This is a genomic window from Photorhabdus sp. RM322S (genome assembly GCF_042879395.1).
Lineage (GTDB): Bacteria > Pseudomonadota > Gammaproteobacteria > Enterobacterales > Enterobacteriaceae > Photorhabdus > Photorhabdus khanii.
Genome location: NZ_JBHFKW010000013.1, coordinates 64371 through 80755 on the forward strand (window position 1 = coordinate 64371; position 16385 = coordinate 80755).

A 16385-nucleotide genomic window follows, 5' to 3' on the forward strand; every position below is an offset into this window, starting at 1 on the left:
TATAAAGAAGGTGAAGTATTGTGAGCAAAGTTTCTCATGAAGGTCCTGTTGTCGAAGCTATAAAACAAAAATTGATCCTTGCTGAATCTTCCGATGTCTCTGAGTTTGAATGTATGGGACGGTTATTTAACATTCATAAAAATGTGTTCCCACCCACTCATTTTCAGTCCACTGGTATATTCACTAAGAATATTCCCTATACTCAAAATACCTCTTTTTTGGAATTAGGTTGTGGTGCAGGAGTGACCGCTGTCACAGCGGCATTGGAGGGATGTTATCCGGTTGTTGCTTCTGACATTAGTGGGGAAGCAGTGGAAAATACCTTGTTTAATGTAATGCGTCATAATGTAAATAATTTCGTTTCTGTAAGACATGGCGATTTATTTGACACATTAGAAGAGGGAGAAAGTTTTGATGTCATTTTTTGGAATTCTAACTTTCTATTTGTTCCTGAAAATTACTCTTTTCAGGAGAAAATTTATCACGCACTTTATGATCCAGGGTATATAACACATAAACGTTTCCTTAAGGAGGCAAAAAAATATATTAATCCACAGGGAAAGCTACTCATTGGGTTTAGCAGCCAGGGAAATGAGGCGGCGTTTAGTGAATTACTTATGGAATATGATTATAACTATCTTGTTTTATATGAAGAAAGAGGAAAGGGCGAAAATTCACAGATATACAAAATTTTCCAACTGGTATCTTTAATCTAAAATATTTATTTTTATAAGTTATTATTAAGGAGAGTATATTTTGACTTCAGAAAATATTTCTGTATCGCAAGTTGCCATTGTTGGTGGTGGACCAGTTGGCCTGATGTTGGCTTTATTTCTGGATTTATATGGTATTCGTTCCGTTATTTTTAATTTGGATGAATTGACTCGGTTACACCCTAAAGGCAATACCCATAGTGCCCGCACTATGGAACATTATCGTCGTTTGGGTATATCTCAGTCTATTCGGGATTTAGGATTGCCGAAAGAGTTTCCTCTGGATATAGCCTATTTTACCAAGCTTAATGCATGGGAACTGGCACGTATCGATATGCCGTCGGAAATGGAAAAAATGTCCAGGACCCAAAATGCTGCTGCGACAGACCCCGTTCCAGAGCCGATACTACGTGTAAATCAAACCTATGTTGAAAAGTTTTTGCTACAACATGCAAGCAGTCGTCCAAATATCACAATAAGATATGGCTGGCGTGTTAGAGATTTTGTCCAATATAAAGATGAAGTAAAACTTTATGCGGAGCATATTGAGGGAAAACATTTTGATGAAGTTTGGCATGCAACCTATATGATCGGATGTGACGGTGGACAAAGTTTTGTTCGCTCCAAACTGGGGATTGCATATGAAGGAACGGTTGAAGCGAAGACAGGTTTTCTGACTGGCGGAATGATTTCCAGTTATATCCGTGTTCCTGGTATTTACCGGGGACTATTACAAGATAAAGCGGCCTGGATGTACAATATTATCTCACCTATGCTGAGAATGTTATTTATCAGTTTGGATGGTAAAGATGATTTTTTATTTGTGACTCAGAGTAAACTTGGACAGACTATTGATGATGCAGAATTAATTCGCATAGCGCAGGCAGGGATAGGTACAGATATGGAGGTATCAGTCCTTGGTAACTCGCTATGGAAAGGTGGAGTTGCTCTTGTCGCAGAACGGTTTTCTGACGGTCGGATATATTTGGCAGGTGACTCAGCGCATTTATTTGCTCCTACCGGTGGTTTCGGAATGAATACAGGAATCGACGATACGAGTAATTTAGCCTGGAAAATTGCCGCATCTATAAATGGCTGGGCTGGCGATAAGTTAATGGATTCTTATGAAAGCGAGCGTCGTCCAGTTGCAGTTAGAAATACATCTGCCGCCCGTTTTTTGACTCAACGAGTATCTGCGTTATCTATACCTGAAAATCTGGAAGATGCAGACTCTGCTGGTGATTTGGCTCGCCAAAAATTAGGTGACGAGCTTAAGGTATTTCGCAGTCAATTTAGTTCGATCGGTGTTGAATTGGGTGCCCGATACGACAATTCTTCTCATATCATTAACAGTGCTCCAATACCGGATGATGACTTTCTGAATTATCAACCGAGTAATGTGCCGGGAGGACGATTGCCGCACTTGTGGATAACGCCTGTTCCAGGAGCAAGAATATCCCTGTTTGATATTTTAGGCACTGGATTTAGTTTGCTTCGAGTAGGAGAGCATCTTCCAGATGTATCCGAACTATTAGATCAGGCATATCAACGTAAAATTCCGATAAAGGTTATTGATCTTCCTGGTTACGACGCCTGGCAATTATATCAGGCAAGGCTCCTTTTAGTACGACCTGATCAATATATTGCCTGGAAAGGCGATAAGGTGCCTGACAACGCAGGTTCGATACTGGATAGAATTATGGGTCAGTAAGCGAAGATTTCCCAGAAATAGGGTAACTAATGCTAATTAAAGACGGAACACAATATTATGATTGAGACGGATGTTCTTATCGTAGGTAGCGGCCCTTCTGGCTCAGCAGCGGCCCTGTTTCTGAGTACCTACGGAATTAATACACTGGTCATCACGAAACATCGATGGCTGGCGAATACACCTCGCGCGCATATAACCAATCAGCGAACAATAGAAATATTATCGGAGTTTGGTGTTGGTGATGAGTTAATGGCGAGTTCTGTATTAAATGATGTGATGGGTAATAGTATATTTTGCGATACGTTGGCAGGGAAAGAAATTGCCAGAATAAAGTCATGGGGAGCGCACCCAGAACGTTTAAGTGATTATACAATAGCTAGCCCGTTTAGTATCTGTGATATACCACAAACTTATCTTGAGCCAATATTGATTGGTCGTGCGGTTAAAAACGGAGCACACGTAAAATTTTCGTCAGAATACATAAAAGCGATACAAGATAAGCATGGTGTGACAGTGACTGTTTTTGATCGTTTAGAAAAACGCGAATATCAAATTCGTGCTAAATATCTCATCGGGGCTGACGGTGCCAAAAGCAAAGTTTGTTCTGACGCAAAATTGCCTATGAGAGGAGAGTTAGATCTTGCGGGTTGTATCAATATTTTCTTTGACGCTGATTTATCTGCTTTAGTTTCTCATCGGCCTGGCGCATTATTTCTCATTTTTAATAACGAGGCTATTTCTGGCGGAATTGGTGTTGGGGCATTAAGAATGGTACGCCCGTGGAAAGAGTGGTTGGGGGTGTGGAATTACGATATAGCTCAACCTCCACCGGTTATTACAGAGAACGATGCGGTCAATATTCTTAAGAAGCTCATCGGTAATTATGATGTGGATATCAATATTAAATCAATATCGACCTGGACAGTAAATAATATGTATGCTGAAGCGTATTCTAATCAGCGAATATTTTGTGTTGGCGATGCGGTTCATCGTCATCCGCCCAATAATGGTCTGGGATCAAATACATCTATTCAAGATTCTTATAATTTATGTTGGAAACTTGCCTATGTTCTTAAACAATATGCAGGGCCTGCTTTGTTAGAAACTTATAGTCAAGAGCGAGTTCCGATAGGTAAAGCCGTCGTTGCCAGGGCAATAAAGAGCATAAGTGAAAGTCAAGAACTGAGTCTTTCATTAGGTCTGGATAAGCCGGCAATATCTACCGCAGAATTTCTTTCCTTTGATGATGATATTGGTATAGCGAGAAGAGATCGATTTTATAAGGCACTCAGATTAAAGAATTATGAGCTTAATGGTCATGGAGTTGAATTAAACCAATTTTATGAATCGGTAGCTATTTTGCGAGGAGATATTGCTGACGAAGGGAAAAAAAGTGACGATCTGCATTTCATGTATCACTCGACATTTATACCTGGTGCTCGAATTCCACATGTTTGGTTAAGCCAAAAAGGAAAAATTATATCTTCAATTAATTTGGTTGGTCATGGACAATATTCATTATTTACCGGGATAAGTGGAAAAAAATGGATCACCGCAGTAGAAAAGTATAACGAAGAACATGTTTGTAAAATCAATGCTTATATTATTGGTCCTGGTGAGGATGTTGACGATATTTATGGTGACTTTTATGGTCGCTGTCATTTCGATGAAACCTCTTGTATTCTTGTCAGACCGGATGGGCATATAGCATGGTATTGTCAGGATAATAAAGAACATGAAAAACTTTTGGCAGAAACGATGATTAAAATACTTTTAAGATAAAATATCTTGAATGCCATTTTAAAACAGTTAAAGAATGCAAATTATAAAATAAGGCGTGATATTAGAGGTGATTATAATGAAAAAAACTTTCTTTTCATCTGGCGATTTCGGTAGAGTTCCAGGAGAGTTAATTGAAGATAAGCCGACTCAATTAATTCATGAAAACGTATTGAATTCTGAAATAAGTCAAGATGTGAATTTCTCAAATGAAAGGTGCCATAAGGTCGCTATGGTTAATTTACCCAGTAAAGTTCTCAGTATGACTCTGGGGGGATTACAACCTGGGCAATCCACGCGTAAACACAGGCATAGTTATGAAACCATAATATATATCGTCAATGGTGAGGGGTATTCACTCATTGGTGAACAACATGTTTCATGGAAAGCAGGTGATGCAATATATGTGCCTGTATGGGCATGGCATCAACATACAAATAGCAGTACCACTGATGAAGCATTCTATATTGCATGTGAGAATGCACCGATGTTGCAAAACCTGGGGCTGGCAGTTCGTGAGGAACTTTGAATTTAGCAGGATATACATCAATTAAGGCTATTTTTTAAGAGGAATGGCACTATTATGTTTAGATTATCGGGGAAATATACATTAATTACCGGAGGAACTACCGGTATTGGTTTTGAAACGGCAAAAAAATTTCATGCTGAAGGGGCTCATGTTGCAATTACTGGAAACAACCCGGAGACATTAAATTTTGCGCAGAGATTCTTTGGCAAGGATGTTTGGGTTATACCCAGTGACGCAGGATCTTTTGCAGCACAAACCATCTTAAGGGATACAATTAAAGCGCGTTGGCCACGAATTGACGCTCTTTTTCTTAATGCTGGAATTGTGACGAGTCATAAATTAGAAGAAGAAAGTGAGGAAAGTTTTGACCGTCTTATCTCTATTAATTTGAAGGGGCCATTTTTCCTCTTGCAATCTATGCTTCCTCTTCTTGCCAATCCATCTTCCGTCATTTTATGCGGTTCGGTCAGCGGTCATATTGGTAAAAGTGGTACAAGTGCGGTTTATTCTGCGAGTAAAGGCGCTTTATTGGCTTTGGGGCGTGCTTTGGCGGCGGAATTTTTAGATCGTCAGATTCGGGTTAATAGTATTAGTCCAGGTCCAATAATGACACCGGCATTTGACAAACTAGGTTTAGACAATACTCAACGTGTCTATCAGGAGGCCAGAACCATGATCCCGGTTGGGCATCTGGGAACCCCGGCCGATGTTGCCGATGCGGCTGTTTTCCTTGCTTCAGATGAATCGAGATTTTTGTTGGGAACTGATATTACTGTTGATGGCGGTATGATTAATGTTTAGATAAATGTGATATGGGTTTTGTCGATTGTATTTAAAAACAGATAATTATCCAACCGGGGTAGAAAGCCTATTGGCAATATCCCGGTGATTTTGTTTATGAACTATACCCGTTATCTTTCAAGTTGCCTCTTTGTTGGCTGCACTCGCTCACCCCGATCACATAGTTATTGGCTTAATTTGTTATATTTTATAATACTTTTCCTATATAGGTTCCTCACATACTACGTGTACGCTCAGGTTTTGCGTGCTGCTTGGGCTCACCGTTCATTCACAAGAATAGCCGGCAATAATTATGATTATCAGGATAGTCTTGCAAATACTATCATTGATAAATAATTTTGCATCTATTTTAGTTGAAAAACATTTATATTAATAAATCTATTTTTTAATGCGTATCTTATATTGTTAAGTTTTTATGGTTTTATTATTTTTTATTTTAATATCAATGTACTGTATAACTATTACTGTATTTTTCTTGTAATGTGTCCTTTGTCATGTTTTGTAAAAAATCCCTTTTTTACCATTGATAATTTGTGAGGTGAAAAATAGTCTGTATATATGTTGATTAGGTGATTTTAATTTTCTTTTTCAATTGAAATTTTTATTTTACGGATAGATTTACATTTTTGGTCGTGATTTATTTTAATTAAAAAGTAATTAATTTTATGATTACACATAGTACAAAAATCAGCACTAATCCAATCTATGACCAGAGTGTACGTTTTTAAGGATCTGCCTGGAATTTTTCCAGGATGAGAAAGAGATTAAATTCAACATCATCATGCCATTTATTGTCTTCTAATGGCTCGTTGCCGCTGTTTTTATATTTCTGGGCAGTGGCTTACCTTACATAACATTTGTGTTTGAAAGAGGCGACAATGAAGAAATTTAAATTGCGCACACTGGCGGCGCTAACGGCAACTGTTGGTCTGATGGGTTCTGCCTTTGCCAATAATACAGCGCAGCAATTGGTTGATTCACTGAGTCAATTGAAAGTTAATTATAAGGTTGTTGATAATCAGGCCGGAGATCATGGTGTTAATTGTGCGGTATTGGGGGCGGATTGGGCTACTTGTAATCGGGTCGATATTACTTTAACCAATGGTAATCAGGCCATTGATTCATCTGACTGGGCGATTTATTTCCACAGTATCCGCCAGGTTCTGAGTGTCGATAATGAGCAGTTCAAAATCACGCGTATCACGGGTGATTTACATAAACTGGAACCAACTGAGAAATTCATCGGTATTAAAGCGAATCAGCAGATAAAACTGCCTATTACCGGAGAGTACTGGCAGATTTACAGCACTGACTTTTTGCCGCGCTGGTATGCAACGTCAGGCGATGCGAAACCTAAAGTCCTTGTGAATACGGATACAGAAGATCTGACCCAATTTTTATCTGCTTTCACCGGTGATCAATGGAAACGTACAACAGCGGATAACAACATTCTGATGACGCCTGAAAATCGTTATGCAAAGAATTTGCAGGTTAAAAAAGTCAAATCAGAAAAATTACGTGGGCAAATAATCCCGACACCAAAAGAAGTTCAGATTTATTCAGGGGATGCTGATTTATCTGGGGGTGTAAGACTGGAATTTGGCGGTTTGAATGACGAGGCGGTTATTCTTGTCAGAAAACGTTTTACCGATCAAGGCATTAAATTAGAGAATAGTGGCTATCTGGTTGCGACTCAGATTGTCTCTTCAGATTTTATTGGTGAGTGGCAGGTTAAAGGGGCTTACCGCCTGAATGTTACTCAGAATGGTGCTCAAATTGTTGCTTTTGACCAATCTGGTGTGTTTTACGGTCTTCAGTCTCTACTGTCATTGATTCCTGTCGATGGCAGCGGAAAGATTGCGACTCTGGCGGTAAAAGATGCTCCACGTTTTGAGTATCGTGGAACTATCTTGGATGTAGGGCGTAATTTCCACAGTAAACAGGCAGTCCTGCGCTTGCTTGACCAAATGGCAAGTTACAAGCTGAATAAATTCCATTTCCACCTGAGCGATGATGAAGGTTGGCGTTTGGAAATTCCTGGATTACCCGAACTAACGGAGGTTGGTAGCCAGCGTTGCCATGATTTGAGTGAAACCAAATGTTTGTTGCCGCAATTGGGATCTGGCCCTGATAACAACAATATGGGCAGTGGATTCTTCAGCCGTCAGGACTACATCGACATTCTGAAATATGCCAAAGCCCGCTATATTGACGTTATTCCTGAAATTGATATGCCGGCTCATGCTCGTGCCGCAGTGGTTTCTATGGAAGCTCGTTATAAGAAGTTGATGGGGCAGGGTAATGTGAAAGGCGCGAATTTATATCGCTTGTTGGATCCAACTGATACCACCAGAGCAACCTCTGTTCAGTTCTATGATCGTCGCAGTTATTTGAACCCGTGTATGGATTCTTCAAAACGATTTGTTGAGAAAGTCATTGGTGAAATTGCCGCTATGCATAAAGAGGCTGGCTTGCCATTGGAGACCTGGCATTTTGGTGGTGATGAAGCGAAGAATATTCGTTTGGGAGAAGGGTTCCAGGATAAGAATGGCCCTATAGTACCGGGTAAAGGCATTATTGATAAAAGTATAGAAGATAAGCCGTGGGCTAAGTCTCAGGCTTGCCAGAAGTTGGTAGAGCAGGGCGTGGTGAAAGATATTGAGCATCTTGCCAGTTACTTCGCAATTGAAGTGAGCAAAATTGTGAATGCTAATGGTATTGAGAAGATGCAGGCGTGGCAGGATGGACTGAAACATGCTGACAGCGCTAAAGATTTTGCGACCAAACGCGTTGGTGTGAATTTCTGGGATACTCTCTACTGGGGTGGCTTTGATTCAGTCAATGATTGGGCGAACAAGGGCTATGAAGTGGTTATATCCAATCCGGATTATGTTTATTTGGATATGCCATATGAAGTTCATCCTCAGGAACGTGGATATTATTGGGCAACTCGTTTTAATGACGAAGCCAAGATCTTTAGTTTTGCACCAAATAATATGCCGCAAAACGCTGAAACATCCGTTGACCGTGATGGCAATGCATTCCGTGCGAAAAGTGATAAACCGTGGCCGGGCGCTTATGGGCTGTCAGGGCAAGCATGGAGTGAAACCGTCCGTACTGATGAGCAGATGGAATATATGATTTATCCTCGCTTATTACCGCTGGCAGAACGGGCATGGCACCGGGCGGGTTGGGAACAGGATTATGTTCCAGGCCAGGAGTATAAAGGAGGGGAAATGCATAACGTTGATATTGATGCACTTCATCGTGATTGGACACGGTTCGCTAACCTGATAGGGCAACGTGAACTTGTCAAACTGGATAGGGCAGGGATTGCTTACCGTTTACCGGTACCTGGAGCTAAGGTAAAACGCGGTGTTCTGAAGGCTAATATTGCTTTGCCGGGGCTGATTATTCAGTACTCAACTGATGGCGGTAATAGCTGGAAGATTTATGACAATCACAAGCGTCCGAAGGTAAAAGGAAATGTGTTTATCCGCTCTGTTAGCCCGGATGGTCAACGTTACAGCCGGATCGATAATGTAAAGGCATGATTTTGTCTTATTAAGAAAGGAACCCTGATGGGTTCCCAGATTACTGACAAAGTGCTGGTTTTTTATCCGGCACTTTGTTTTAATTAACCTGAACTTCGCTTAATTAAGGAAATTAAAGTATCTGAGATACGATCAAAATTTTTGTCAAAGAAAATTCAAGACATTTCAGCAGCTCGGTTTTTTGCTTAATATTCATTCAATATAAAAGAAAGTATGCTACCATTCACTGATGAAGAGAAAAAAAACACCAACGCCACATGACGCTATTTTTAAACAGTTTTTAAGTCATATTGATACCGCCAGAGACTTTTTGGAGATTCATTTGCCTGCGACATTACGGGCAGTTTGTGATCTGGATACATTGCGGTTGGAATCAGGGTCGTTTATTGAGGATAATCTGCGCGCGCATTATTCTGATATCCTGTATTCGCTAAAAACAGCGCAGGGTGACGGATACGTATATTGCGTGATCGAACACCAAAGTTCCCCGGACAAGATGATGGCATTCCGGCTGATGCGATACGGTATTTCCGCAATGCAGCGGCATCTGGAACAGGGACATGAAAAATTGCCGCTGGTCATTCCGGTGTTGTTCTATCACGGGAAAATACAGCCGTATCCGTGGAGTACCAATTGGCTCGACTGCTTCGATGATCCAGCCCTGGCGAAGGAAATCTATTCCGGTGCATTCCCGCTGGTAGATGTGACGGTAATTCCTGATGATAATATCCTGACGCACAAACGGGTTGCGCTACTGGAAATGGTGCAAAAGCATATCCGGCAGCGAGATATGGCGGAGTTACTGCAAGAGTTGGTCATACTGTTGACGTATGATTACTATACGGATGATCAGCTAAAAAGCGTGCTAAACTACTTATTACAGGCGGGAGATACCGCCGATCCAGAGGGTTTTATCCGGCGGCTGGCAGAACAGTCCCCGAGGTATGAGGAGGTACTGATGACAATAGCGCAGAAACTGGAGCAGAAAGGGCACCAGAAAGGATTTATTGAAGGGCGTCAGGAAGGGCGTCAGGAAGGACGTCAGGAAGGGCGTCAGGAAGGGCGTCAGGAAGGGCGTCAGGAAGGGCGTCAGGAAGGGCGTCAGGAAGGACGTCAGGAAGGACGTCAGGAAGGACGTCAGGAAGGACGTCAGGAAGGACTCCAGGAAGGATTGCATAAAGGCGAAAAACGGGGGATTCTGAAAATTGCGTGTGCGATGATCGACATGGGTATCGACCGTGAAACGATAATGAAAACTACCGGGTTGAGCCGGAACGAACTTGAGCAAATACGCCACTAACTCGTACTGAGAGTTCTTCATCAGCATTCAACGATTCATGTTAAAAGAGGATCTTACGGTGACTGTCAGAACAGTCACCGAAGTATGAGTATCGACCGTGAAACGGTGATGAAAATTACCGGACTGAGCCAGAGTGAGCTTGAACACATGTCCGACGAACTTACTGTTGATACGTTATCGGCATAAAAATGCGTGAGTCAATGCACGAAACGCATAGAAGCGGCACATTTACATTCCAAGAGATAAGATTGAGTCTGGATCTACGTGCTTCTGAAATCTCTGTTCTTAAGTGGAACTGAGGTTAATTAAGTTCCGTTTACCAAGCGGAGTTTGCCGCCATGTTAATCAGGAGCCGCCGTTTTAATCATACCGATGTCTTTCAGCAGATTTTTGACCACATTGTCGAGCAGGCAATGTATGCTCGCAGGGTGAAAAACTGATTTATACCCCAACCGACCGTCAGGGATACCGGTATTATCAAGCCCCGGCGGCTACCTGCCAATATATCCGCAACGTAGTGCCTGCACTTACGCTAAAGGCGGAAAAGCGATAACCCGCCATATCTGGGAAGCCAGTAAAGAGCAGGTCAGAGAAAACTGATTAGTACCGTGGGGTAAAAAGATCTACATGCGACGAAAGGAGACGATAGAGCACAGTTCTGCGGATGCGAAGTAGCATCACGGGCACCGTTATGGAGAAAGGAACCCTGATGGGTTCCTTTCTATAGATAAAAAATTATCGGCTCAGGAATGAATTACTTCTCGTCATGTGCACTACTGTCTTCGCGGCAATTACCTGCGGAGCAATGACCATATAAATAAAGACTGTGGTTTGAGAGTTTAATCCCATAACGTTCAGCGATATTCTTCTGGCGTTTTTCGATCTGTTTGTCACTGAATTCAATGACTTTACCGCAGTCCAGACAGATTAAATGGTCGTGGTGGTGCTGTTGAGTGAGTTCAAAAACCGATTTGCCACCTTCAAAATTATGACGGGTGACAATGCCGGCGTCATCAAACTGATTCAACACGCGGTAGACAGTAGCGAGGCCAATCTCTTCACCGTTATCAATCAGTTTCTTGTAGAGATCTTCCGCACTGACGTGGTGGTATTCAGGATCCTGTAACACTTCCAGTATTTTTAATCGAGGAAGTGTAACTTTAAGTCCAGCATCTTTTAATGCCTTATTGTTGTCGGTCATGCGGATTCAGTCCTGTAACTCAGTAAAGTGAACTTAGCGATACTTCAAAAAGTACCAGTTAGTTATCAGATTATGATTATAGGCATGGCTAGTGAAAATGAAAACCACGTTAACCTTAACTATCATTACACATTTTGCCAGAATAATCATTTGTAAAACGCAGGAATAACCTTACTATTTATAAGGTCTAGGTTATTTTTTTGCCATTCTTCATAATAAAAGAGCGGATATGAGCAGTGTGTTGACAAAAGCGATAGCTTTTGAACGCGATCCCACAGGGTGAGCAAAGCAAATGGCTACTCACCTACCGCGTATTCACTATTGATAAGAAATGGCCTGCACCAATATACGTCTATTGAGGTAAATTCCTATCCGGCAATAATTTCCGATAGACTCATCTCTTCGTAGATCTGTTTAGTCCAGGAATTAACCCGTTCTTCGGTTAATTCTGGTTGGCGATCTTCATCAATAGCCAGCCCGATGAAATGGTCATCATCAGCCAGACCTTTCGATTCTTCAAAGTGATAACCTGCTGTTGGCCAGTGACCAACAATAATTGCTCCATGAGGTTCAATAATGTCACGGATAGTGCCCATCGCATCACAGAAATATTCCGCGTAATCTTCCTGATCGCCGCAACCGAAAAGGGCAACCAGCTTCCCGTCAAAATCGATCTCTTCCAAAGTAGGAAAGAAATCATCCCAGTCACACTGAGCTTCTCCGTAGTACCAGGTAGGGATGCCGAGCAGCAGAATATCGAACTGTTCGATATCTTCTTTACTGCTCTTGGCAATATCATGGACTTCTGCAATGTCGGAACCCAGAATTTTCTGGATTTTTTTGGCAATATTTTCTGTGTTGCCGGTATCGCTGCCAAAGAATATACCTATAATTGCCATAAAATGATATAACCTCTTGTTTTATTTGTATATTTCTGTTTGAGATATACGTATAAAATGTCAAAATCAGCAGAAAAATTCTGATTGTATTAATAAAAAAACAAAATCCTATTCTGACCAAACAGCAAGGACAATTCTGTCAAATTTGTGTGATTTGGTACTTTCAATGCTATCAATCAGTGATGTCGCTTTCTGCTAACTGGGCCAGCAAAATTTGCTCAATGAGTTCACTGCGGCTGATATTGCGTTGTTGTGCAAGAAAGTTCAGCGCATCGACTGCGTCAGCATTTATTTTCAATTCCACACGACGCAGACCACGCACCTTATCACGGCGAAGCTGGTTACGTTTATTGACTCTGAGCTGTTCATCCCTGGAAAGTGGGTTGGTTTTTGGGCGCCCCGGTCTGCGTTCATTTGCGAACAAATCCAGAGTGGTGCGATCCATTTGTTCTTTTGCCATAAATTCAACTACTAAAGGGCGTATACCATAAAATATAGCACGCCATGATACCCCAGCTTCCCGTGTATCGCTACTGTCTGACAAAGATAAAAAGCCGTGTCACTGTTTATTCGTAAAGGATGTCCATTGCGTTCCGACTTTAGCGGTACTGGTATTTTCTGCGGTACTCGATTGGTGTTAACCCATTTGATTTCTTAAATAACTCTCTGAAATAGCGGGTATCTTCATAGCCAACTTCATGGCTGATTTCTTCTATGGTCTTATTCGATTTTTCTAAGCAGTATTTTGCCAGGGATAACCGGATTTGCTGGATATATTGAATGGGTGTCTGGCCGGTCGCTGTTTTAAAGCGTCGCTTCATCTGCCTTTCACACAAATGAATTTTATTTGCCAGATCGCCGACCGATAATATATCTGATGGGGCTGAATGCATCCAATCCTGTAGTTTGTGGATTAATGTATCTGAGTGTTGGCGGTATGGTACAAAACTTGCCAGAGTATGTGGGGGGACGCCTTCTATGTCACCAAATATAAGTTGGCTACAAGTTTCTCGGGTATTTTGACCATATATCTGTTCAATAATATGCATCATCACATCATGGTATTCATAGGTGCCGGAAGTACAAAAAATATTGTTATCGCTGGTGACTTTTATTTCTGAATGTAACTGTACTTGTGGAAACATGTCCTTGAATAATTTGGTAAATAGCCAGTGTGTGGTGGCTTTGCGGTTATTGAGTAAATTAGCTTTAGCCAGTACAAAAGAACCTGAACAAATGGCGATGATAGGAATATTTCTTTCTCCCATCATCTGGAGCCAATCTAAGGTTTCTTGGGTACAAAGATCGAAATCGTAATAAGGGACTCCAACTGAGCCCACCAGGACAATATCCGTTTGTTTAATTTCTCCTATGAGTTTATTGGGTTTTAGCCGAACACCGCCCAGTCCGATCGCATCCTGATTATCCTGTGTGACAATATTGATTTCTGGCTCCGGCGCTCCGGCTAAATGAGCGGCAATGGTTAAAATTTCTATTGGGCCGGTAATAGAAGTCAGAGGTCCTCCTGAAAATGCTAAAGCGCTTAAAGAAACTGGATTCCTGTCCATAAAATTCTCCAACTTAAAAATTAAGATGTATAAAGATATTTTATTATCTAACATATTAATAACTTACAATAACAATTATAAATAATTTAATTACATTTAGTTATTTTTCTGAACAAATAAGTAAGGTTAGATACAATTTAAGTCAAAATTTATTCAATTCTTGTTATAGAGTTAAGCGGGGACATTTAGTTTTCGCCAACTTGTTGATACCACAAGTGAGCGTATAAGCCGCCTTGCTGGAGCAATTGGTCATGTGAGCCAAATTCGACAATTTGCCCCTGATCTAACATACAGATTTTATCCGCGTGGCGAATTGTATTGAGCCTGTGAGCAATGCTGATAACTGTTCTGTTACGGCATATTTCATCCATATTTGCCATGATTGCCGCTTCGGATTCATAGTCCAATGCTGAGGTAGCTTCATCAAGGATCAGAATCGTTGGGTTGACCAAGAGCGCTCTTGCTAATGCGATTCTCTGCCTTTGACCGCCTGAGAGATTTGCCCCTTTTTCCCCAACCGGATGTGCAAAACCGTGGGGGAAGGATTGAATAAATTCAATGGCACCGGATAACTCAGCAGCGCGATAGACTTCTTCATCTGTTGCATTGGGTTTACACAGCCGAATGTTATCGGTGATGCTGCCGGAAAACAGGATACTTTCCTGGAGTACAACACTCATATTGCGGCGTAAGGAGACGGGATCGGCAATGGCTAGATCCATGCCATCAATCAGAACTTGCCCATGTTGAGGTACATATAGCCTTTGTAGCAAACGGGTGAGCGTACTTTTACCTGAACCCGATGGTCCGGTTATGCCAATAAATTGACCCGATTTTATTGATAACGACAGGTTTGCCAGAATTTCCGGCGTGTCGTCATGGTAGCGGAAGCGAATATTTTTGAATTCAATCTGGCCTTCCAGCTCAGGTACAGAAGCCAATCCCTGTTTATTGTTCTCCATTGGCTCATCAAGAATATCCCCCACGCGTTTCAAGGCGATTAACGTATGCTGAAAATCCTGCCAAACTTGTGCGAGCCGGAGGATAGGCTGCGTGACGTGTCCGGCCAGCATATTGAAGGCGATAAGTTGCCCCGGAGTCAGTTCACCGCGTAAGACCTCTGTCACTCCCCACCATAGGAGGATCGCTGCGGTAAATTTCTGGACAAAATCGATTCCCTGTCCTGCGATTAAACCGCTTTTCTGTGCCGAGAAGCTTTTAGTCAGCTGCTGGCTGAGAATACGTTGCCACTGATGTAAGAAACGGTTTTCAGTCGCGGTGGTTTTGATGGTTTCAATCCCTGTGACGGCTTCGGTCAGAAAGCTTGTTGCATTCGCATCAGTTTCATATTCTGCTTCTACTTTGCGGCGAATAATCGGCCCTGCGATAATCCAGAATACGAAATAAACGAAAAGCGACCCAATAACAATCCAGGTTAGTATCCAGGCATAGTAAAACATGATGCCAATGAACATGATGACGAAGATTAAATCCAATAGCAGCATCAGGGTAGAACCTGTCAGAAACTGGCGGATTTGAGACATCTCTCTGACTCTGGCAATGATCTGCCCTGTTTGCCGTTGTTTAAAATATTGCAGCGGCAATCCTGTCAGATGACGATACAGTCGCCCGGAAAGCTCAGAATTTATCTGGCTTGCCATGTGCCCAAATACAGTATTGCGCATAAAGCTATACAAAGGCTCTGCAAGGGCGATAGCGAGCATAGCTATGCCTAATACATGCAGGCTGGATAAACTTCGACCTACTAAAACTTTGTCGATAATGTTTTCAAACAGTATTGGGCTGACCAGCGCAAATAGCTGAAGAACGATGGCAAACAAAAACAGATCTCTTATCTGACTTTTTTGCCGGAAAATTGAGGGATAAAACCAGTTCAAGCCGAATTTGACATGCTTCTTAGTTAATTGCTGATCTGCGATTAAAAGAATTTTATAGGCACTTTCTTTATCATCAGTCGGTAAAGCGAGTGACCGCGTTTGTTTAGTCGTAGGATCGAGAACGGTAATATTGTTATTGTCGACTTCGATAAGTACCCACCACTGTTGTTCCAGTTCGATCAATGCCGGTAAGGGCAGTGTCGGTGCTGTATTGGCAGTTAAGCACGCCATTTTACTGTGCAGCCCGATAGCGTTGGCTGCTTCACGCAGTTGTAAATCACTCAGATATAAAGAATCAAAACCCAGGCTGTGTTGAAGTTGATCGACAGAGGCTGATTTATGAAATTGTTTCCCCACATAGACGATGCAATCCAGTGCCTGATTATGAATGTAGCGACTGGAATCAATGGTAGAAGATGGTAATACGTTCAC

General features: G+C 41.7%; 12 protein-coding genes and 1 pseudogene. 8 read left to right on the top strand and 5 right to left on the bottom strand.

All coding sequences use genetic code 11. The annotated features are described in order from the left end of the window. The first annotated feature begins 20 nt into the window (after positions 1-20). The 8 genes and pseudogenes from ACGF63_RS09980 to ACGF63_RS10015 all read left to right on the top strand — a co-directional run. On the top strand, positions 21-716 hold the full coding sequence (locus ACGF63_RS09980; protein ID WP_387630437.1) for a methyltransferase: 696 nt from the start codon (positions 21-23) through the stop codon (positions 714-716). A gap of 40 nt (positions 717-756) precedes the next feature. Next, positions 757-2424, top strand: a complete 1668-nt coding sequence (locus ACGF63_RS09985) for an FAD-dependent oxidoreductase (protein ID WP_152963602.1) — start codon at positions 757-759, stop codon at positions 2422-2424. Positions 2425-2481: 57 nt separating this feature from the next. After that, positions 2482-4206 carry an FAD-dependent monooxygenase gene (locus tag ACGF63_RS09990; protein WP_152963601.1) on the top strand — a complete coding sequence of 575 codons (1725 nt, stop codon included), beginning with the start codon at positions 2482-2484 and terminating at the stop codon, positions 4204-4206. 76 nt (positions 4207-4282) lie between these two features. Further along, on the top strand, positions 4283-4732 hold the full coding sequence (locus ACGF63_RS09995; protein WP_036850528.1) for a cupin domain-containing protein: 450 nt from the start codon (positions 4283-4285) through the stop codon (positions 4730-4732). 54 nt (positions 4733-4786) lie between these two features. Further along, on the top strand, positions 4787-5533 hold the full coding sequence (locus tag ACGF63_RS10000; RefSeq protein WP_152963600.1) for an SDR family oxidoreductase: 747 nt from the start codon (positions 4787-4789) through the stop codon (positions 5531-5533). Positions 5534-6411: 878 nt separating this feature from the next. Next, the gene (locus ACGF63_RS10005; RefSeq protein WP_387630441.1) at positions 6412-9087 is read left to right on the top strand and encodes a beta-N-acetylhexosaminidase; all 2676 of its coding nucleotides are present in this window, start codon (positions 6412-6414) and stop codon (positions 9085-9087) included. Positions 9088-9316: 229 nt separating this feature from the next. Beyond that, the gene (locus ACGF63_RS10010) at positions 9317-10387 is read left to right on the top strand and encodes an Rpn family recombination-promoting nuclease/putative transposase (RefSeq protein ID WP_387630444.1); all 1071 of its coding nucleotides are present in this window, start codon (positions 9317-9319) and stop codon (positions 10385-10387) included. A 415-nt stretch (positions 10388-10802) separates the two neighbouring features. Continuing rightward, positions 10803-11059: pseudogene (locus ACGF63_RS10015) on the top strand (transposase); the annotation flags it as partial. Between the two features lie 82 nt (positions 11060-11141). Here ACGF63_RS10015 and fur read toward each other — a convergent pair. The 5 genes from fur to ACGF63_RS10040 form a co-directional block, all read right to left on the bottom strand. After that, a complete protein-coding gene (gene fur / locus ACGF63_RS10020) occupies positions 11142-11588 on the bottom strand; it encodes a ferric iron uptake transcriptional regulator (protein WP_021326440.1) in 447 nt (148 codons plus the stop codon). Between the two features lie 368 nt (positions 11589-11956). Continuing rightward, complete coding sequence (gene fldA / locus ACGF63_RS10025; protein ID WP_036850533.1) at positions 11957-12487, bottom strand: flavodoxin FldA; 531 nt, start codon at positions 12485-12487, stop codon at positions 11957-11959. A 172-nt stretch (positions 12488-12659) separates the two neighbouring features. Continuing rightward, positions 12660-12947 carry a LexA regulated protein gene (ybfE, locus tag ACGF63_RS10030; protein ID WP_036851002.1) on the bottom strand — a complete coding sequence of 96 codons (288 nt, stop codon included), beginning with the start codon at positions 12945-12947 and terminating at the stop codon, positions 12660-12662. Positions 12948-13086: 139 nt separating this feature from the next. Then, a complete protein-coding gene (locus ACGF63_RS10035) occupies positions 13087-14055 on the bottom strand; it encodes a GlxA family transcriptional regulator (RefSeq protein ID WP_036850535.1) in 969 nt (322 codons plus the stop codon). A 185-nt stretch (positions 14056-14240) separates the two neighbouring features. Further along, entirely contained in the window at positions 14241-16385 is a 2145-nt protein-coding gene (locus ACGF63_RS10040) for a type I secretion system permease/ATPase (protein WP_387630447.1), read from the bottom strand.

Coding starts and splice junctions, on each gene's coding strand:
- ACGF63_RS09990 (WP_152963601.1), top strand. CDS start 2,482: ATGATTGAGACGGATGTTCTTATCGTAGGTAGCGGCCCTTCTGGCTCA.
- ACGF63_RS09995 (WP_036850528.1), top strand. CDS start 4,283: ATGAAAAAAACTTTCTTTTCATCTGGCGATTTCGGTAGAGTTCCAGGA.
- ACGF63_RS10000 (WP_152963600.1), top strand. CDS start 4,787: ATGTTTAGATTATCGGGGAAATATACATTAATTACCGGAGGAACTACC.
- ACGF63_RS10005 (WP_387630441.1), top strand. CDS start 6,412: ATGAAGAAATTTAAATTGCGCACACTGGCGGCGCTAACGGCAACTGTT.
- ACGF63_RS10010 (WP_387630444.1), top strand. CDS start 9,317: ATGAAGAGAAAAAAAACACCAACGCCACATGACGCTATTTTTAAACAG.
- fur (WP_021326440.1), bottom strand. CDS start 11,588: ATGACCGACAACAATAAGGCATTAAAAGATGCTGGACTTAAAGTTACA.
- fldA (WP_036850533.1), bottom strand. CDS start 12,487: ATGGCAATTATAGGTATATTCTTTGGCAGCGATACCGGCAACACAGAA.
- ybfE (WP_036851002.1), bottom strand. CDS start 12,947: ATGGCAAAAGAACAAATGGATCGCACCACTCTGGATTTGTTCGCAAAT.
- ACGF63_RS10035 (WP_036850535.1), bottom strand. CDS start 14,055: ATGGACAGGAATCCAGTTTCTTTAAGCGCTTTAGCATTTTCAGGAGGA.